General features: G+C 76.0%; 16 protein-coding genes. 9 read left to right on the top strand and 7 right to left on the bottom strand.

Annotated elements, in window-relative coordinates:
- Positions 1–79: 79 nt before the first annotated feature.
- The 3 genes from ACRYR9_RS06850 to ACRYR9_RS06840 all read right to left on the bottom strand — a co-directional run bounded on the left by ACRYR9_RS06850 (position 80) and on the right by ACRYR9_RS06840 (position 4413).
- On the bottom strand, positions 80–1906 hold the full coding sequence (locus ACRYR9_RS06850; RefSeq protein WP_432493714.1) for a glycosyltransferase family 2 protein: 1827 nt from the start codon (positions 1904–1906) through the stop codon (positions 80–82).
- Between the two features lie 192 nt (positions 1907–2098).
- Positions 2099–3397: a hypothetical protein gene (locus ACRYR9_RS06845; protein WP_432493712.1), complete on the bottom strand. Its 1299-nt coding sequence runs from the start codon at positions 3395–3397 to the stop codon at positions 2099–2101.
- Between the two features lie 5 nt (positions 3398–3402).
- Positions 3403–4413 (bottom strand): glycosyltransferase, encoded by a 1011-nt coding sequence (locus ACRYR9_RS06840; protein ID WP_432493710.1) that lies wholly within the window; start codon positions 4411–4413, stop codon positions 3403–3405.
- 225 nt (positions 4414–4638) lie between these two features.
- On the opposite strand from ACRYR9_RS06840, the gene ACRYR9_RS06835 reads away from it, so the two are divergent.
- From ACRYR9_RS06835 to ACRYR9_RS06815, 5 genes are all read left to right on the top strand, one after another.
- Positions 4639–6813: a PP2C family protein-serine/threonine phosphatase gene (locus tag ACRYR9_RS06835; RefSeq protein WP_432493708.1), complete on the top strand. Its 2175-nt coding sequence runs from the start codon at positions 4639–4641 to the stop codon at positions 6811–6813.
- A 187-nt stretch (positions 6814–7000) separates the two neighbouring features.
- The gene (locus tag ACRYR9_RS06830; RefSeq protein ID WP_432493706.1) at positions 7001–8110 is read left to right on the top strand and encodes a fatty acid desaturase family protein; all 1110 of its coding nucleotides are present in this window, start codon (positions 7001–7003) and stop codon (positions 8108–8110) included.
- Between the two features lie 161 nt (positions 8111–8271).
- A complete protein-coding gene (locus ACRYR9_RS06825; protein WP_432483267.1) occupies positions 8272–8475 on the top strand; it encodes a cold-shock protein in 204 nt (67 codons plus the stop codon).
- A gap of 163 nt (positions 8476–8638) precedes the next feature.
- On the top strand, positions 8639–9841 hold the full coding sequence (locus ACRYR9_RS06820) for a GGDEF domain-containing protein (protein ID WP_432493704.1): 1203 nt from the start codon (positions 8639–8641) through the stop codon (positions 9839–9841).
- A gap of 23 nt (positions 9842–9864) precedes the next feature.
- Complete coding sequence (locus ACRYR9_RS06815) at positions 9865–12144, top strand: putative bifunctional diguanylate cyclase/phosphodiesterase (RefSeq protein WP_432493702.1); 2280 nt, start codon at positions 9865–9867, stop codon at positions 12142–12144.
- A 12-nt stretch (positions 12145–12156) separates the two neighbouring features.
- On the opposite strand, the gene ACRYR9_RS06810 is transcribed toward ACRYR9_RS06815, so the two are convergent.
- The gene (locus tag ACRYR9_RS06810) at positions 12157–13107 is read right to left on the bottom strand and encodes a PfkB family carbohydrate kinase (RefSeq protein WP_432493700.1); all 951 of its coding nucleotides are present in this window, start codon (positions 13105–13107) and stop codon (positions 12157–12159) included.
- A gap of 145 nt (positions 13108–13252) precedes the next feature.
- Here ACRYR9_RS06810 and ACRYR9_RS06805 point away from each other — a divergent pair, with 145 nt between their 5' ends.
- Entirely contained in the window at positions 13253–13621 is a 369-nt protein-coding gene (locus tag ACRYR9_RS06805) for a hypothetical protein (RefSeq protein WP_432493698.1), read from the top strand.
- Between the two features lie 4 nt (positions 13622–13625).
- Here ACRYR9_RS06805 and ACRYR9_RS06800 read toward each other — a convergent pair whose 3' ends face one another.
- The 3 genes from ACRYR9_RS06800 to ACRYR9_RS06790 all read right to left on the bottom strand — a co-directional run bounded on the left by ACRYR9_RS06800 (position 13626) and on the right by ACRYR9_RS06790 (position 15534).
- Positions 13626–14423 (bottom strand): phytanoyl-CoA dioxygenase family protein, encoded by a 798-nt coding sequence (locus ACRYR9_RS06800; RefSeq protein ID WP_432493696.1) that lies wholly within the window; start codon positions 14421–14423, stop codon positions 13626–13628.
- Positions 14424–14543: 120 nt separating this feature from the next.
- Positions 14544–15251, bottom strand: a complete 708-nt coding sequence (locus ACRYR9_RS06795; protein WP_432493694.1) for a haloacid dehalogenase type II — start codon at positions 15249–15251, stop codon at positions 14544–14546.
- A 16-nt stretch (positions 15252–15267) separates the two neighbouring features.
- The gene (locus tag ACRYR9_RS06790) at positions 15268–15534 is read right to left on the bottom strand and encodes a GlsB/YeaQ/YmgE family stress response membrane protein (RefSeq protein ID WP_242128303.1); all 267 of its coding nucleotides are present in this window, start codon (positions 15532–15534) and stop codon (positions 15268–15270) included.
- 190 nt (positions 15535–15724) lie between these two features.
- On the opposite strand from ACRYR9_RS06790, the gene ACRYR9_RS06785 reads away from it, so the two are divergent.
- The 3 genes from ACRYR9_RS06785 (at position 15725) to ACRYR9_RS06775 (ending at position 18367) form a co-directional block, all read left to right on the top strand.
- Positions 15725–16642 (top strand): D-isomer specific 2-hydroxyacid dehydrogenase family protein, encoded by a 918-nt coding sequence (locus ACRYR9_RS06785; protein WP_432493692.1) that lies wholly within the window; start codon positions 15725–15727, stop codon positions 16640–16642.
- Between the two features lie 131 nt (positions 16643–16773).
- Positions 16774–17679 (top strand): MSMEG_6728 family protein, encoded by a 906-nt coding sequence (locus tag ACRYR9_RS06780; RefSeq protein ID WP_432493690.1) that lies wholly within the window; start codon positions 16774–16776, stop codon positions 17677–17679.
- A gap of 28 nt (positions 17680–17707) precedes the next feature.
- Positions 17708–18367, top strand: coding sequence for an HAD family hydrolase (locus tag ACRYR9_RS06775; RefSeq protein ID WP_432493688.1), 660 nt, complete (start codon positions 17708–17710; stop codon positions 18365–18367).
- The last annotated feature ends 151 nt before the right edge of the window (positions 18368–18518 follow it).

Raw genomic sequence — 18518 nt, 5'->3', positions numbered from 1 at the left:
TACGCGTCCACGGCCAGGAGCACCGCTCCGACGGCACCGACCAGCAGGGCGTTGCGCAGCTTCAGGAGCGTCGTGCGGTTCACCGGGTCACCTCCACGCGCTCGGCGGCGCGGGGGTCGGGCAGGACGACCACCCGGTGCGGTGCCACCCCGGACGGCTGCGCCGGCAGCGCGCGCTGCTGGGCGGGCAGGGCCGCGCGGGCGCCGGGACGGGCCGCAGCACGGCGGTTCCGGCGGGTGCTGACCTTCCAGATGACGATCGGCGCGAAGCACACCGCCACGTCCAGCAGCGTCCACAGCCGCATGGCCGGGTAGTCGTGGTGCAGGGGGAAGGAGGCCACGAGGCACCCCAGCAGCAGCAGGCCCCAGAGGACGTGCTGGCGGAACACCACCCACCGGTCGCCCAGGGACTCCGAGCCCTTCGGGGTCACCTCGAACGGGACGGTGCGGTTGCGGATCGCGTCGACGAGCGCGACGACGTACATCGGGGCGCAGAAGATCGACACCAGCATCCCCAGGGCCCCGGTGCTGGCCTGCTCCTCGTGCGGGCTGACGTTGTAGCGGCGGTTCCAGAAGTACAGGCCGGCCTGCATGACGGCGGCGTTGGCGTACAGCACCAGCCAGGTGCTCGCCGCGACCTGCACACCGCTGGCGCCGGTGACCAGGTAGGCGCAGAGGCTGAGGACGCCCAGGACCCAGGTGATCGCCGCGCTGGGGTAGTACGACATCAGCAGGAAGTAGTGCAGCGCGCGCTTCCAGCCGAGCTGGAGGGCGAACTTCCAGTAGGTGCGGACCATGACCTCGTCGGTGCCGCGCGCCCACCGGTTCTGCTGGGTGAAGTAGTCCGACCAGTTCCCCGGCCCCTCGCCGGCCGACAGCACGTCGGGGGTGTACACGGACTTCCAGCGCCGGCCGGTGCACAGGTTGCGGCTGGTGTGCCACACCAGCGAGGTCGCGGCGTCCTCGGTGATGGAGTCGGCCAGACCGCCGATCTCGCGCAGCGCGGACAGGCGCACCGCGTTGTTGGTGCCGACGAACATCGGCACGCCCCACTTGTTCGCCGAGCGCTGCAGCACCCCGTGGAACAGGTACTGCTGGGACTCGCTGGCCTTGGTGACGAAGTTGTCGTAGTTCTGCCCGTACACCTGCGGGCCGACGACGAACGCCACGTCCGGGTCGCGGAAGTAGCCCAGGAGGCGCTCGGCGAAGTCCGGGCGCGGGACGTGGTCGGTGTCGACCGAGAGCCAGAACTCGTAGTCGTGCCCGTGCGCGTCGAACCAGGCGTTGTAGTTGCCGTGCTTCGTCTTGCGGCGGTGCCGGCCGGCCTCCTGGTTCCACTCGGGAACGCCGTGGCGGGAGAAGTGCTTCACGCCGATGCGCTCGCACATCGCCCGGACCTCGGGGTCGTTCCCCTCGTCGAGCAGCCAGACGTCCATCGGGCCGTCGTAGCGGATCCGCTGGGCGGCGAGCAGCGTCTCCTCGGCCATCTCGACGGGTTCCTTGCCCGGCACGATGGTGGTGATGAACGCGACGCGGCGGCCGGGTTCCGGCCGGACCGGGACGGGGTCGGTGAGGGCCGCGGTGGTGCGGACCAGCATGACCACGTTGACGAGCCGCAGCAGTTCCACGACGCCCACGCAGCCGACCAGGACGACCCCGAGCCAGTACAGCCAGGAGCCGGTGGCCGTCGGCCAGTGCGACGGCAGGAGCATCCACACGAAGAAGGTGATCTGGAACAGCAGGGCCAGTGCGAGCAGGACGGCGGCGGGGAGCCGTCGCCCGTCGCGCCGCAGGATGCGCTGGTACTGGACCGTGTAGGGGCCGGGAGGTGGTTCGCGCAGCGGGCCGGCGAGTCGCGCGTGTGAGGCGTAGTCGTACTCGGCGGCGGCGCCCTGGTTCTTCGGCAAGGGTTCCGTCCAGAGGGTCGTGCGGCCCCCGGTGCGGGGCCGTCTCCGGAACCACGGAACACCTCGACGGCGTGCGGAGCCTGTGCCCAGGCGGTGGTTTCCCACGGTTGCCACTGAGCGTGATCGGCAGGGCGAGCGCGGTGACGATCTTGGTCTTCCCGGGGGATCACCGCGGGGGTCGGGGGCCGGGGGTCAGGAGGTGGGTCGGGTGACCGGGGCCGGCCCGTCCCGGCGCGCCGCCGCGACGGGCGTGCGGTGCGCGGCCACGACCGCCGCCAGCAGCACCACCCCCACCGCCGCCGCCAGGCTGCGGTACGTGAAGAACGCGTGGATCTGCGAGTGGTTGCTCAGCAGGCAGTACCAGGCCGGCACCACCAGCGCCGGTGCCGCCACCACCAGCGCGGCCAGCAGGCCCGCCCCGCCCCGGCGGCGGGCGGTCAGCACCGCGCACACCACCGCCACGAGCGCCGCCAGCACGAGCAGCGGCACCGCCGTGGGGGTGTGCTCCAGCCACCACGTCCAGTTCGCCACCACGCCGGCGCCGAAACCCTGCGACACGTCCCCGCCGTCCAGCCGGAACCGGCTGACCTCGCCGATGCTGGTGAGGATGCCGGGGCCGTGCACCGCTGCCGCGATCGCCCAGCGCGAGACCCACGTGAACGCGAACGCCACCGGCCACGCCAGGCCCGCGGCCAGGGTGGTGCGCACCACCGCGGGCAGCGTTCCGCGCCGGCGCAGCGCGACCGCCCCGGCCACGCCCGCGCACGCCGCCCAGCTCATCGGCGGCACCGTCAGCAGGTCCACGTAGCAGAACAGCGCGGCCGAACCCGCCGCGCCCAGCGCGGCCCCGCGCCAGCCGCCGCGCGCGGCCACCGCGGTCAGCGCCACCCCGGCCGCCACGGCCGCCAGCGCGATCCCGTGGCTGAACGCCGCGGACGGCATCGCCACGGCGTTCGTCGCCACCGCCACCGGCAGCAGCAGCGCGAACGCCGCCGCCCGCCCCGCGCTGCGCGCCACCGCGCATAACGCGGCCAGGACGGCGAGGGAGAACACCCCCGCCACGACCAGCCGCAACCCCGGCACGTCCGTCAGCGCCAGCACCGGCCGCGTCAGCACCGAGTACCCGCTCCAGTAGCGGAAGTACGTCGCCGGCGGCACCACCGACTCCCCGGCGGCCAGCGCCTCGATCTCGGCCACGCCGTCCTCGCAGGACGACAACCGCGGCCCGCCGGTGGCGCGGAACCACGTGCTGCGCGCGTCGTCGGCGGAACTGACCCCGTAGCCCAGCACCACGCACTCGGTGAACCGGTCGGCCAGCCCGCCCACGCCGTCGGGGCCGTAGGGGGCGCCGTAGTCGCCGGAGGCCACGGCCTGCGCCAGGTGCCGCACGATCGGCTCGTTCGGCACCGCCTGCGCCGCCACCAGCAACCCCAGGAACACCGCCTGGACGGCCAGCAGGCCCACCAGCGCCCTCGCGGCGAACCGGGCCACCGCCCTCACCGGCGCGGCCCGGCCGGCCGGTGGCCGGTGCGCACGCCCAGCTCCTGCGGGGACGGGTGCTGCAGGTACGCCAGGCGGGAGGCCTCGTCGGAGGCGCGGTGCACCGCGTCGAGGATGACGCCCACCGCGGCGACCAGGACCGCGATCATCATCAGGGCGGCGGCGAGGATCGCGGTGGGGAACTTCGGCACGAGCCCGGTCCGCAGGAACTCCCACACCACCGGCAGGCCCAGGGCCAGGGACACCGCGGCGACGAGCCCGCCCAGCACCGCGTGCACCAGCAGCGGGCGCTCCAGGTGCGCCAGGCGCGCGATCCAGCGCAGGATCGCGAACCCGTCGCGGTACGTGCGCAGCTTGCTGGCCGAGCCCGCCGGGCGCTCGCGGAAGCCCACCGGCACCTCCCGCTGCGGCACGCGCAGGTTCACCGCGTGCACGGTCAGCTCGGTCTCCACCTCGAACCCCCGCGAGATCGCCGGGAACGACTTCACGAACCGCCGCGACATCACGCGGTACCCGCTGAGCATGTCCGTCACGGGTGTGCCGAACACCCGCGAGACCACGGAGTTCAGGGCGCGGTTGCCGGCGGCGTGCCCGCGGCGGTACGCGCTGAGGCTGTCCGGGCGGCGGGTGCCGACCACGTGGTCCAGACCCTCGGCGACGAGCAGGCGCACCAGGTCCCCCGCGGCCGAGGCGTCGTAGGTGTCGTCGCCGTCGATGAGGACGTACGTGTCGGCCTCCACGTCCGCGAACGCGCGGCGGATCACGTTGCCCTTGCCGGGGCGCGGCTCGAAGCGCACCACGGCGCCGTGCCGGGCGGCGACCTCGGCGGTGCGGTCGCTGCTGCCGTTGTCGTAGACGTACACGACGGCGTGCGGCAGGGACGCGCGCAGGCCGTCCACGACCGCGCCGACGGCCGCCTCCTCGTCCAGGCACGGCACCACCACGGCGACCCGGCCGCCCACCCGACCGTCCCGCCCGGTGCCCACCACGTCCGGCTCGACCTCCATGCCGCCGAGCGTAGGGCGTGCCCCCCGCCGGACCGTGCACGTCGCACCACGCCGCGTCACCCCGCCTCCCGCGGTGATCACGGAAGTCGCAACTTCCTCGATCACCGCGGGAGGGGGGGAGGAGCGAGGGGGTGGCGCTGTCCCGAGCGCACCGGGCCCCTCCCGCCTAGGGTGAGGACCCGGCGAGCGGCGCCGGGTCACGGACGGCGGGTGAGGAGGAGCGCGGTGGCGGTCGAGTCCGCGGTGCACGCCGGCCCAGGCACGGACCTGTCGCTGGTCACCGGTGGCGCTCCCGCGGCCGTGCTGCTCGTGGACCTCACCTCGCGCACCGTCGTGCACGCCAACCCCGTCGCCGAGCAGCTCGCGCCCGGCGTGGCCCTGCCGGTGGGCCTGGACCGGTGGTCCGACGCCGCGGACCTGCGCGACCTGGACGGCGCCGCGCTCTCGCGCACCGAGCACCCGCTGTCCCGGGTGGCCCGCTCGCTGCCGGTGGCCGGGCAGGCCGTCTCCGCCGCCCGCGTCAGCGAGCTCGGCCGGCGCCGCGAGCCGCTCTGGGTGGTGGCGCTGCCCATGGTCGGTGCGCCCGTCCTCGCCGACCACGCCCTGGTGGCCTTCCTGCCGCTGAGCCGCCGGGAGGCCGCCCGCGCCGCCGCCGACGCCGCCCAGGCCCAGGCGCAGGTGCGCGACCGCGCCGTGCTGGCCACCGGGATGTCGTTCACCGTGGCCGACGCCCGCGCCGAGGACCTGCCGCTGGTGTGGGTGAACCCGGCGTTCACCGCGATGACGGGGTACCCGCTCGAGGAGGTCGTCGGCCGCAACTGCCGCTTCCTGCAGGGCGCGGGCACCGACCCGGCCGCGGTGGCCGCCGTGGGGCGGGCGCTCGCGGCCGGTGAGGAGGTCACCGCCACCCTGCTGAACCACCGCGAGGACGGCAGCGCGTTCTGGAACCAGCTGACGCTCAGCCCCGTGCACGGGCCCGACGGCGAGCTCACCCACTACGTCGGCATCCAGACCGACGTCACCGCCCGGGTCGCCGCCGACGCCGAGCGCGACGAGGCGCTGACCGCCGAGCGGCGCGCCCGCGCCGAGGCGGAGACGGCTCGAGCCCAGGCGGAGGCCGCCCGCCGCGACGCCGAGGAGTCCCGCGGGCGCCTGGAGCTGCTGGCCGAGGCCACCAGCCGGCTGGCCGTGACCCTGGACGTGGCCGAGTGCCGCCAGCGCCTGCTGGACCTCGTGGTGCCGGCCCTGGCGGACTGGGCGCTGCTGCTGGGCACGGACGAGCAGGGCGGGGTCGAGCAGGTCGCGGCCCGGCACCGCGACCCCGCCCGCGCGCAGGACCTGCAGCACTACGTCGTGCGGTGGCTCGCCGCCCTCGCGCCCGGGCCGGTGCAGCGCACCCTGCTGGGCGGGGCGCACGCGCGGCGCATCAGCGACTACGACGCCGCCGAGCGCCGCCAGGAGCGCGAGTCGTGGGTGGGCGACCCCTCGATCCTGCAGCTCAGCGACGCCCTGGGCGCCGCGTCGGTGCTGCTGGTGACGCTGCCCGGCCGGCAGGGCAGCGACGACGTGCTGGCGCTCGTGCGCGGCCCGGGCCGGCCCCGCCACACCGAGGACGACCTGCACGTCGCCGTCGACCTCGGCCGCCGCGCCGGGCTGATCATCGACAACGCCCGCCTGTACGGGGAGCAGCACCGCATCGCCGCCACCCTGCAGAACAGCCTGCTGCCGCAGCTGCCGGCCATCCCGGGGGTGCGGGCCGCCGCGCGCTACCGGGCCAGCGAGTCCGGCGCCCGCGTCGGCGGCGACTTCTACGAGCTCATCGACCTGCCCGGGGACGCCGTGGGCCTGGCCGTCGGCGACGTCGTCGGCCACGACGTCATGGCCGCCGCCGCGATGGGGCACCTGCGGGGCCTGCTGCGCGCCAGCGCCTGGGACACCACCGGCCCCGCGCCCGAGGCGGTCCTGGACCGCGTCGACCGCCTGCTCGACGGCCTGGGCATGGCGACGATGGCGACCCTGGCCTACGCCCGCGCCACCCCCGCCCCGGACGGGACGTGGCTGCTGGAGCACGCCACCGCGGGGCACCCGCCCCTGCTGGTGCGCGCCCCCGACGGCCGGGTCGACACGCTCGACGCCGTGCACGGGCTGATGCTGGGCGTGCAGCCCACCACCCGCGCCGGCGCTCGCCGCCGCCTGGAGCCGGGTTCCACGGTCCTGGCCTACACCGACGGACTGGTCGAGCGGCGCGGTGAGGAGCTGAGCCGGGGCCTGGCGCGACTGGCCCGCACGCTCGCCGAGGCGCCCGAGGACGTCGAGGCGCTGTGCGACCACCTGCTGGCCCGGCTCGGCGACACCGACGACGACGTCGCGTTCGTCGCCCTGCGGCTGGGGCGGCCTTGATCGCCCGGGGCGCGCGCCGCGCCGGGAACGTACCGCCGCTCTCCCGTGTTGTAGTGGGGGAGAGCGGTGGACCGCAGCGCTCCGCACCGTGCCCGTCCCGCGGGTGCACCACGCGCGGACCCGCCCGGGTCCGCGAACCCGCCAGGCGCGGCGCCGGACGCAGTCCCGCCCGCTCGAGAGGAAGCCGATGACCGCTCCCACCCACGACGCAGCCGCGCACGACGCGACCGCGATCACGCCACCACCTGCCAAGACCGGCGCCCGGCGCGAACCCTCCCCGTACGCCAAGCTCACCGCGCGCGTGCAGGAAGCCGGCCTGATGCGCCGCCGGCAGGGGATCTACTGGACCCGCATCGCCGCCACCACCGCCGCCTTCGGCGCCGTGGCCGCCGGCACGGTCCTGCTGCGCGACTCCTGGCTGGTCCTGCTGCCGGCCGCGGCCCTGGCGTTCGTCATCACCCAGTTCGCCTTCCTCGGCCACGACGCGGCGCACCGGCAGATCTTCGCCACGCACCGGCACAACGAGACGGCCTCGCACGTCTTCGCCGCCTTCGTCGCGGGACTGAGCTACGGCTGGTGGATGGGCAAGCACACCCGTCACCACCAGGCGCCCAACCAGCGCGGCGTCGACGGCGACATCGAGTCCGGCGTCATCTCCTTCCACGAGGAGGCCGCCGCCAGCCGTCGCGGGCTGCTGCGCTGGTTCACCCGCCACCAGGGCGTCTTCTTCGTGCCGCTGCTGGCCTTCGAGGGCTTCGTCCTGCACATCGAGAGCACCCGCTCGCTGCTGACCGGCAAGCGCACCAAGCGCCGCTGGGTGGACGCCTCCCTGATCGTCACGCACTGGGCGATCTACGCGTCCTCGGCGGTGCTGCTCATGGGCCCGTGGAAGGCGCTGGCGTTCTTCGGCGTGCACATGGCCGTCTTCGGCTTCTGCATGGGTGGCGCCTTCGCCCCCAACCACGTGGGCATGCCGATCATCCCGCGCGAGAAGAAGGTCGACTACATCCGCCGGCAGGTCCTGACCTCCCGCAACATCTCCGGCGGCTGGTCCGTCGACCTGATCATGGGCGGGCTGAACTTCCAGGTGGAGCACCACCTCTTCCCGAGCATGCCGCGCCCCAACCTGCGCCGCGCCCAGCCGTTCGTGAAGCAGTTCTGCGCCGAGCACGGCATCCCGTACACCGAGACGACCTTCATCGGGTCCTACCGGGCGATCATCTCGTACCTGAACGAGATGGGCCTGGCGGCCCGCAACAACTTCACCTGCCCGGCGGTCCAGCAGCTGCGCAGCTGAACGGTGGCACGCCTCTCCGGAGCGTGCTACGGTCCACGTAGTCGCTGTTCTCGATGTGCTGACAACACCCCGGGGATCGAAACTCGAGGGTCGTCCGCTTTCCACCTGGTCAGCCCCCCGGCGATTAGCTCCGCGAGGAGCGCCCAACCTGAGGAGGCCTCATGGCTCAGGGAACTGTGAAGTGGTTCAACGGCGAGAAGGGCTACGGCTTCATCGCCCCCGAGGACGGGTCCGCCGACGTGTTCGTGCACTTCAGCGAGATCAACGGCAGCGGCTTCCGCAGCCTCGAGGAGAACGACCGCGTGGAGTACACCGTGACGCAGGGCGCCAAGGGCCCCCAGGCGAGCGGCGTCACCCGCCTCTGATCAACCCCGCCGCGGCCCCCGCTCCCCCTGGGAACGGGGGCCGCAGTGCGTCCGGGGCCGTCCCGCGTCCGCACGCCGGTGCGCTGCTCCGACGGGGTGAGCCGTGAGCGCTGGTGCGCCCCAAGCGCTGAAGCACCCCGCTGCCGGTGTCGACAACCCCCCGGTGGAGGAAGACGGTCGCACCAGCGCGGGCCCGCGGGGCCTCCGCGCGGTCTCGCAGCGCGCCCGCGAGGAGCTGCTGCGCCCGCTGGCCGCCGACCCCGCCGAGGTCGCCTTCTGGCGCCGGCACACCCGCACCGGGGTGGTGCTCTCCGTCATCTGCGGGGTCCTCGTCACCGCTTCCGCGTGGGTGCAGCTCGCCCACCCCCACCGCGTGGCCCTGACCGTCTTCGACACCGTGGCGACCTCCTGCGTCCTGCTGGTCCTGCTGCTGCCCGTGGAGCGCCTGGCCCGCGCCCGCGGCGGCAGGCTCTTCCCGTACACCTGGACGCTGGCGAGCTTGACGATCACCGTTGTCGCCACCGTCCTGGACGGTCCCGCGGGATCCACGACGGACACCCCCGTGCGGCTGATGTACTTCCTCTCCGTGGGGTTCATGGCGGTCGCCTACCCGCCGGGCGCGGTCGCCGTCCTGGGCGGGACGGCGGTCCTCGCCGACCTCGCCACCGCCCTGGCCACGCACGTGCCCGCCGATCGCGTCGTCGTGCCCGTGGGCATGCTCGCCACCGCCGCGCTCGTGGCGACCTGGGCGGCGCGGGACCGCCAGGAGCTGCGCGAGCAGCACCGGGCCGTGCGCCGCGAGCTCGCCGCCCTCGCCGACACCGACCCCCTCACCGGCTGCCTGAACCGCCGCGCGTTCCTGCACCACCTGCGCGAGCACCTCGAGCGCCCCGCCCCCGCGGCGTCGCTGCACCTGGTGGACCTCGACGGCTTCAAGGCCGTCAACGACACCGCCGGCCACGCCGCCGGCGACGACCTCCTGGTGGCCGTGGCCGGTGCCCTGCGACGAGCCGTCGGCCCCGCCGGGACCGTCGCGCGCCTGGGCGGTGACGAGTTCGCCGTCCTGGCCGGTGCTCCGGGCGCCGGCGCCCGCACCGGACCGGCCGAGGCGGTGCGCGCGCAGGTCGCGCGCGTCGGCGCGGCCCACGGCGTCACCGCCAGCGTCGGTTCCACGCGGCTGCGCGCCGGGGACGACCCCGCCGGTGCCGTGCGGCGCGCCGACGAGGCCATGTACGCCGCCAAGGCGCGCGGCGGGGACCGCGTCGCCACCGCGCCCGCGGACGGGCCCCTCGAGGACCCCGCGGACCCCGACGGGCCCGGGGAGCGTCGCGGACCCCGCGGCCACCGGCGGGCGGCGGCCCGGTGAGCCGCGCGCGGCACCTGCCGGCCGTGCCCGCCACCGTGTTCGCCCTGGTCCTCGCCGCCTCCGCCGCCCTGGCCGTGCGGCCGGCCACCGCCGCGGTGGCCGCCACCCTGCAGGGCCTGCTGTGGGTCGCCGTGGTGGCCGCTCTCGCCGTGGCCGCCGCGCGCGCCACCGCCGACCGCGCCGCGTGGGCCCTGTTCGCCTCCGGCACGGCCGTGCTCGTGCTGGCCCGGCTCGCGCTGTACGCCGCCGCAGGCAGCCCCCTCGTCGACCCCGTGGTGCTGGAGCGCCACGGGTCGCTCGTCCTCGCCACCCTGCTCGGCTACCCGCTCTTCTACGCCGCCCAGGTCGCTCTGCTGCGCCGGCGGCTGCACCGGGTGCGCAGCCCCTGGCTCGACGGCGCGCTCGCGGTGCTGCTGCTGGCCGCCGCGTGCTCGGCGCTGTTCCTGGACCCCCTGCAGCGCGCCACGGGGATGGGTGCGGTCACCATCGCCGCCGCGGTGGCGCGCCCGTCCATGGACGTGCTCATGGCGGTGTACGCGCTGACCACGTGCTCCCTGCTCGGCTGGCGCCCCGACCGCCGCCTGCCGCTGGTCGCCGCCGCCTTCACCGTCCTGGCCGCCGCCGACGTCACCGACCTGCTGCGCCTGGCCGGCGCCGCGGGGCCCGCCGCAGCGGGTGCCGCCGCCGGGCCCGTGGCGGTGGCGGTGGACGTGGCGCGCCTGTGCGCGGGTGCCCTGCTGGTGCTCGCCGCCCGGCAGCCGGCGCCCCGGCTGCCGCGTCGGCACGCCGAGGGGTGGCCGGTGCTGCTGGCACCCGTCGGGGTCCTGCTCGGCAGCGTCGCGCTGCTGCTCGTGGACCGGTGGTCCCGGCTGCCCGACGCCGCGGTCGTGCTGACCTTCGCGGCCGTCGGGGGCGTCACCGTCAAGGTGGCCCTGGCGTTCGACGAGCTGATCCGGCTGCTGGGCAGCGCCCGGCAGGCCGTCACCGACGACCTCACCGGGCTGGCGAACCGGCGCGCCCTGTTCCAGCGGCTCGCCGGCGCCGCCGCCGGTGGCCGGGACACCGGCCTGCTGCTCGTGGACCTCAACCGCTTCAAGGAGGTCAACGACACCCTCGGCCACCACCGCGGTGACGACCTGCTGCGGGCCGTCGCCGCGCGCCTGACCGGGTGCCTGCCGCAGGAGGCGCTGCTCACGCGGCTGGGCGGTGACGAGTTCGCGGTGGTCCTGCCCGGTGCCGGCATCGCCGACGGGCACCGCGTCGCCGAGGACGTCCTGACCGCCCTCGCCGAGCCCTTCACGGTGGGCGGCCTCGCCGTGCACGTGGGCGCCAGCATCGGCGTCGCCGCGACCGGCGCCGCGCAGCAGGCCGCCGGCCCCGTGCCCGGCGGCGACGCCGAGCTGCTGCGGCAGGCGGACACGGCGATGTACGTGGCCAAGCGGGCCGGGGGCGGTGTCGCCGTCTACGACGAGGCCGTGGACCGCGCCGCGCGCGACCGGCTCGCGCTGCTGGACGACCTGCGCGCCGGCATCGCCGCCGGGCAGCTCGTGCTGCACTACCAGCCGCAGGTGGACCTGCGCACCGGCGGGGTCGTCGGCATGGAGGCGCTGGTGCGCTGGCAGCACCCGCAGCACGGCCTGCTGCCCCCCGCGGCGTTCCTGGACCTCGCGGAGGAGCGCGGCCTGATGACCTCGATCACCGAGGAGGTGCTGCGCCAGGCCGTCGCCGAGGCCGTGCGCTGGCGCGAGGCCGGGCGGCCGCTGCGCGTCGCGGTGAACCTGGCGACCAGCTGCCTGCTCGACGCCGCCCTGCCGGGCCGCGTGCGCGACGTCGTCGCCGCCGCGGGTCTGGACCCCCGCGCCCTGGTCCTGGAGATCACCGAGACCACCCTCATGAGCGACCCCGAGCGCAGCCGGCGCACCGTCGCCGGGCTGCTGGGCACCGGCGCCGGCGTCAGCATCGACGACTACGGCACGGGGTACTCCAGCCTGGCGTACCTGCGGGACCTGCCCGCGGTCGAGCTGAAGCTGGACCGCACCTTCACCGCGCGCGCCGCGCGGGACGAGCGCTCGGCCGCCATCGTCGCCGGCACCGCCGACCTGGCGCACAGCCTGGGCATGCGGCTGCTGGCCGAGGGCGTCGAGGACGCCGCGACGCTGCACCGCCTGGGGGAGCTGGGGGTCGACGAGACGCAGGGGTACCACCACGCCCGGCCCATGCCGGCCGGGCAGGTCCTGGGCTGGCTGGAGCAGCGGGGGAGCGCCGCGCGCGGCGGTCGACGCCCCCCGGCACCGGTGCGCTGACCCCCGCGGTGGTCAGTCGAGGCGGTGGACCCGCACCCGCTGGGCGACCGCCTCGACCGCCTCCGCGGTGCCCGTGCCGTAGCCCTGCCGGGTCACGTTGACCGCACCGGCCGCCGCGGCCGTGCTGATCGCCGACAGCTCGTCGGCGCCCTGCGCCAGCCGAGCCGCCACGGCCCCGCTCATCGAGTCGCCGGCGCCGCGGAACTGCACCGCCGTGAAGCTCGGCACCTCCAGCCGGTGCGCGCCGGCCCCCGTCAGCACCAGCGGCTCCTGCGCGGCCCGCGTCACCAGGACCGTGCCCGCGCCGCGCTCGCGCAACCGCCCGGCCCGGCGCAGCAGCTCCGCCACGTCCCCGGCCTCCGCCTCGCCGTCGCCGTCCTCGCCGGGCAGCTCGTCGTGCGCGATCTTCAGCACGTCCACCCCGCCCTCCAGCGCGTGCTCCAGCGCCGGGCCGGACAGGTCCGCGACGACCCGGACGCCCTGCCCGCGCGCGTCCGCGGCCAGCCGCCCGAACACGTCCGCCGGCAGCACCCGCTCGTGCTCGGCACCCGTCAGCACCAGGACCCCGCTGTCGAGCGCGGAGGTGACGGTGGTGCTGAACAGGTCGTCGACCTCGTGGCGGGTCAGGGTCGCGGTGGACGCCGCGACCCGCTCCGCCCGCTCCGCGTCCTGCTCCCCCTCGTGGCCGCGGTGGTCCAGCACCGCCGTGGCGCTGGGCCCCACCGTGCGCACGACGCGCGGTTCCAGGCCCTCCGCCCGCAGCAGGGCCTCCACCGCCGTGCCGGGCTCACCGCCCAGCGGCAGGCACAGCCGCACCCGCGCCCCCAGGCGGGCGGCCATCCGGGCCACCCACACGCCCTGGCCGCCCGGGTGCAGGTGGATCTCCACGTCGCCGCTCGCGCTCGGCTCGACCAGGACGCGCAGGACGGGTGAGGGCGCGAAGACGGTCACGCTCGGGTTCACGGGCAGAACGTACGGTCGCACGGCGGGGGGCGCACGACGGGCCACCCCGGCTGCGGCGGAACGCTCAAGGTGCGGCGCCCGGCTGCCGATGTCCTCAACGCAGCGGACCCCGCCCGGGGTGCCGCCCGGAACCCGGGGAGAGCCGATGGCCCACGACGACACCGAGGCGCCGACGGGCGTCCCCCCGCGCGGCGCCCAGACCGTCGCCCCCGTGCAGGCGTCGGCGCTGCAGTTCGCCGCCTCGATCCTGGGCGAGGCGAGCTACACGCCCGAGGCCCAGCTCAACGCGGCGCTGTCGGCGCCCGCGCGCGTGAGCGAGCAGCCCGTGGCCGAGCAGCCCGTGGCCGAGCCGGCCGCGCCCGTGGTCGCGCAGCCCGTGGCCCAGCAGCCCGTGGCCGAGCCGGTCGTGCCCGTGGTCGCGCAGCCCGTGGCCGAGCCGGCCGCGCAGCCGGTGGCCGAGCAGCCCAGGGGCTGGTTCGGACGGCTGATCGCCAAGCTGTTCGGGCGCGGCTGAACCCTCAGGCCCCGGCCAGCGCGAAGGCGTGGTGCGTCGCGCGCGGTGCCGAGTGCGCCGGGCGCGCCGCGCGGCGCCTCGTGCTGAACGTCGCGTGCAGGAGCAGCCTGTCCCGCCCCACGGCGGGGGAGCGCCGGTGCATGCCTCGCGGGTCGGCGAACACGACCGTGCCCGCGGGGCCGCCCGGCGCCTCGAAGGTGCCGGGCGCAGCTCCCTCCCCGCGCCGGTCGAGGTGGGTGCCGCGCACGTAGTGCAGGGGCCCGTCGCCGTCCTGCGCGGCGGTGAGGTGGATCCACACCTCGAGCACCGGTCGCCGCCGTCGCGGCGCCCGTTGCCAGCGGCGTGGCGGGAGCGGCCCGGTGGCGGCGACCTCCAGCCAGCCCGCGGGTTCCACCGAGCGCACCGCGCGCCGGCAGTAGGCCTCGGCGATGCCGTCCAGGACGGGGTGCAGCAGGAGCCGGCGGCACGAGGTGGCGGGCACGTCGTCACCCAGCAGGGCCACGCGGTCCGCGTCCGCCGGGTGGTCCCAGGGGTCCTGGCCCGACGTCAGCAGGAGGCGGTGCGCGCGGGTGTCCTGCTCCCGGTGGGCCACCAGTGCGCGGGCGCAGTCGAGGACGTCGTCCAGCACGCCCGCGTCGCCGGTGAGGGCGGCCAGGCTGGTGACGGCGATCCCGTCGCGGCGCAGGCCGCTCACGACGCGCCCCGCTTCGGGCAGCACCACGGTCCTCTCCGCCGACCACCGGCCCGCCCGGCGGCTGGACCCGTGACCCGACTCCTGGCCGTGGTGCGCTGAAGCCTTCACGCCCGACCTCCTCACAGTGATCACCAGACTCTATCGTGTCTTTGCGTGAGGAGTCGGTAACGCAATGCAGTCAATCGAGGAAGTGCCGCACCTCGCCGTCCGGGACGGGTGCGCCCCTGATCAGCGCGCAGGCGCAGCGAGCACGATCTCGGCGAGGGTGTCCACGCCCGTCGCGACGAGCGACGGCGCCGGGAACGCGGACGGGTACGGGCCGCCGTCGCGGTCCAGCCACGCCGTGGCGATCCCGGCCCGCGCCGCACCGTCCAGGTCCCACGGGTGCACCGCCGTGAACAGCGCCTCCCCGGCCGCCAGGCCGCACACCCGCAGCACGTGCGCGTACGCGGCGGGGTGCGGCTTCCAAGGGCCGACCTCCTCCACGGACAGCACGTGCGAGAAGTCCCCCCGCAACCCGGCGCGTTCCAGCAACGACTCGCACTCGTGCGCGGAACCGTTGGTGAACGCGACCAGGTCCAGTCCCGCGGCGCGCAACCGCCGCACCCCCGCCGGGACGTCGGGGTGGACCGTGAACTCACCGAACGCCCCCAGCGCGAACTCCACCGCCGCGTCCACGTCGCGGTCCAGGTGCTCGCGGACGCCCGCCGCACCCAGGTCGGTGCGCAGGACGTCCTCGGCCACCTGCCGGAACGGCGCCGGCTCCCCGGCGAACGAGTGGGCGAAACCGTCCCGCAGCACGGAGGGCAGGAAGCGCGAGTGGAGGGCCCCGGCGGGTGCGCCGAGGCCCTCCAGCCTGCGCCGCAACGCCTCCGTGTCCGACAACGTCTCGTTGACGTCGAACACGACCGCGCGCGGCCGGGTGCTCAGGGGCACCGTTGCGCCCGGTCCGTCAGCGGCGCACCGAGCGGCGGCTGCTGCCGGCGAGGATCGAGACGCCGATCGCGGCGAGGACCACCTGGATGATCAGGGTGATGATGCTGAACCCGTCGTCCGTCAGGCCGATGGCGGCGGAGATCGCCAGGCCGATCAGGGCTGCGACGATGCCGACGAGGATCGTCGCGATGATGCCGATCTTCTGCTTGCCGGGCAGCACCAGACGCGCCAGGGCCCCGATGATCAGGCCGACGATGATGGCGGAGAGGAACGAAATACCCACGGTCCGTTGCCTTTCTGGAGTAGATCCCGGAACTGCTTCGCCGAGACGTTAGACCCGCCGGGAACTTCCCGCGCCCCGAGATCGTCGAGGCGCCGCGGAGGTGTCCCAGGGAGCTCCGGCCGGGCCCCGCGCGGCTCCGCTCCCTAGGGTGGTCGGCGTCCGCCCGACCCCACCAGAGCAGGAGCGCGCCATGCCCGACACCCCGGCCGTCCACGTCGGACCCGGCGAGCGGAACGACCTGGAGGACGCCGTGCGCCGCGCCGGCGGGCGCGTCAGCGCCCTCGCCGACGCCGACGCGGTGGTGTGGGCCGCGGGGCCCGGCGACCTGCCGGACCTGCCCGACGCGGTGCGCTGGGTGCAGCTGCCCTCCGCCGGCATCGAGAGCTGGTTCGCCGCGGGCAGGGTGGACCGCGACCGCACCTGGACGTCCGCGGCCGGCGCCTACTCCGACGCCGTCGCCGAGCACGCCGTCGCCCTCCTGCTGGCCGGGGTGCGCGGCCTGGCCGTCTCCGCCCGGGCGAGCACCTGGGACGCCCGCGCCGCCGCCGAGCCCCAGAGCACCCTGCGCGGCTCCACCGTCGCGATCGTCGGGGCCGGTGGCATCGGCCGGGCGATGATCCCCGCGCTGAACGCCCTCGGCGCCACGGTGCTCGCCGTGACGCGCCGCGGCCACGACGTGCCCGGCGCCGCGCAGACGCTGCCCGCCGACCGCGTCGGGGAGGTGTGGGAGCGCGCCGACCACGTCGTCCTGGCCGCCCCCGCCACCAGCGAGACGGAGGCCCTCGTCGGCGCCGCGGAGCTCGCCGCCCTCGGCGCCTCCGGGTGGCTGGTGAACATCGCCCGCGGCACCCTCGTCGACACCCGCGCGCTCACCGACGCCCTCGCCCGCGGCGTCATCGCCGGCGCCGCCCTCGACGTCACCGACCCCGAGCCGCTGCCCGACGACCACCCGCTGTGGAACGAGCCGCGGGCCCTGATCACCCCCCACGTCGCCAACCCCCCGCAGCTGCAGTCCGGAGGCCTGGCCGCCCGCGTGGAGGAGAACGTGCGCCGCTTCGCCGCCGGGGAGGACCTCGTGGGCGTCGTGGACGTCGATGCCGGCTACTGACGTCCCGCCCCCACCCTCCTCCCCGGCGGTGATCTTGCACGAGTGAGGGCTCAACCTCGTGGGATCACCGCGGGGCGGGGCGGGGTGGGGTGGGGTGGCGCCGGAGCGGTGACCGCGCCACGGTGGACGGCGTGCAGACGTTCCTCCCCTACGCCGACTTCGCGCGCTCCGCGGCCGTGCTCGACGCGCCCCGGCTGGGCAAGCAGCGGGTGGAGACCCTGCAGGTGCTGCGGGCCCTGGAACTGCCCGACTACGGCTGGGTGAACCACCCCGCGGTGCGCATGTGGCGCGGCTGCACCCCCGCCCTCGTCGCCTACGGCCTCGCCTGCGTCGACGAGTGGACCCGCACCGGCCGCGCCGACTCCACCCGCCGCCTCATCGGCGAGTTCGCCCCCGAGGTCGTCGGGCGGCCGCAGGCCGAGCTCGCCGCCGAAGGGCTCATGCCGCCGTGGTTGGGGGACGAGGCGGTGCACCTCAGCCACCGCTCGGCCCTGCTGCGCAAGGACCCGGCGACCTACCGGCCGATCTTCGGCGACGACGAACCCGACGACCTGCCCTACTGCTGGCCCGACCCGCCCTCCCTCGAACCGCGTCCGCGCGCCGGGGGCAGGCTGGTGTGGATCGTGCGCCCCGGCTCCCCGCAGGCGCTGGCGGAGTTCCTCACCGACGGCGTCGTCGGGCTCGGCACCGAGTCCGGCATCGACGTCGACGTGCGCCTCGCGCAGGAGGGCACCACGCTGCGGCAGCTGCTCAAGCAGGTCACCCCCGGCAAGCGCCCCGGCAAGGACCTGCGGGTGCTGGACACGTTCGTGCACGAGCTGGCACCCGGTGACGAGGTCGCCCTGCCCGTCGAGCACGAGCAGGCCCTGCTGCTGGGCGAGGTGCTGGGCGAGTACGAGTTCGACGGCCGCAAGGGCGTCGAGGCACGGCACCGCCGGCGGGTGCGCTGGGGCGGGCGCGCAGCCCGCTCCGACGTGCAGCCGCCGGCGATGCTGCAGGACCCCCGCAAGCTGTTCTGCGTGGACGTCGCCGCGTGAACCGCCCCTGCGCGGGTACGGGACGGGCATGGCCGACACTGCTCTGCTCGACGTCGACGGCACCCTCGTCGACACGAACTACCAGCACGCCCTGTCGTGGTTCCGGGCGTTCCGCAGGTACGACCTGACCGTGCCGGTCTGGCGCATCCACCGCGCCATCGGGATGGGCGGCGACCAGCTCGTGCCCGCGGTCGCCGGCGACGAGTTCGAACAGGCCCACGGCGACGACGCGCGCGCGGCGTGGACGGAGGAGTTCGACCGCCTGCTGCCGGAGGTCCAGCCGTTCGACGGCGCGCGCGACCTGATCGCCGAGCTCGGCCGGCGCGGGTGGAAGGTCGTGCTCGCCTCCTCCGGCAAGGGGAAGCACGTCGACGCGTTCCTGGACCTGCTCGACGCCCGCGAGCTGTGCGAGGCGTGGACGTCGTCCGACGACGCGCAGGCGACCAAACCCGCCCCGGACCTGTTCCAGGTGGCGCTGCAGCGCGTGGGGGGTGGCGCCGGCGTGGTGCTGGGGGACTCCACGTACGACGTGCAGGCCGCCGCGGGGGCGGGCATGCCGGCGGTGGCGGTGCGCACGGGCGGGTACTCGGTGGGCGAGCTGCGCGAGGCCGGTGCCGTCGCGGTGCAGGACTCGATGCGCGAGCTCATCGACGCCCTGGACTCCACCCCCTTCGCCGCCCCCTCCTGACCCCACCCGCCTGACTCCCCACCTCGGTCCCCCCGGTCCCTCCGCGGGGGGGGGGGGGGGGGGGGGGGGGGGGGGCGGGGGGGGGGCGGGCGGGGGGGGGGGGGGGGGGGGGGGGGGGGGGGGGGGGGGCGGGGGGGGGGGGGGGGGGTGC

The sequence above is a fragment of the Kineococcus auxinigenes genome, assembly GCF_050871525.1.
Taxonomy (GTDB): Bacteria; Actinomycetota; Actinomycetes; order Actinomycetales; family Kineococcaceae; genus Kineococcus.
The sequence above is the reverse complement of the archived record's forward strand: the minus strand, read 5'-3'. Positions and strand labels throughout refer to the sequence as shown.

What these genes read in the sequence shown, in the direction of transcription:
- ACRYR9_RS06805 (WP_432493698.1), top strand. Translation starts at nt 13,253, where the DNA reads ATGGCCCACGACGACACCGAGGCGCCGACGGGCGTCCCCCCGCGCGGC.
- ACRYR9_RS06785 (WP_432493692.1), top strand. Translation starts at nt 15,725, where the DNA reads ATGCCCGACACCCCGGCCGTCCACGTCGGACCCGGCGAGCGGAACGAC.
- ACRYR9_RS06840 (WP_432493710.1), bottom strand. Translation starts at nt 4,413, where the DNA reads ATGGAGGTCGAGCCGGACGTGGTGGGCACCGGGCGGGACGGTCGGGTG.
- ACRYR9_RS06775 (WP_432493688.1), top strand. Translation starts at nt 17,708, where the DNA reads ATGGCCGACACTGCTCTGCTCGACGTCGACGGCACCCTCGTCGACACG.
- ACRYR9_RS06830 (WP_432493706.1), top strand. Translation starts at nt 7,001, where the DNA reads ATGACCGCTCCCACCCACGACGCAGCCGCGCACGACGCGACCGCGATC.
- ACRYR9_RS06825 (WP_432483267.1), top strand. Translation starts at nt 8,272, where the DNA reads ATGGCTCAGGGAACTGTGAAGTGGTTCAACGGCGAGAAGGGCTACGGC.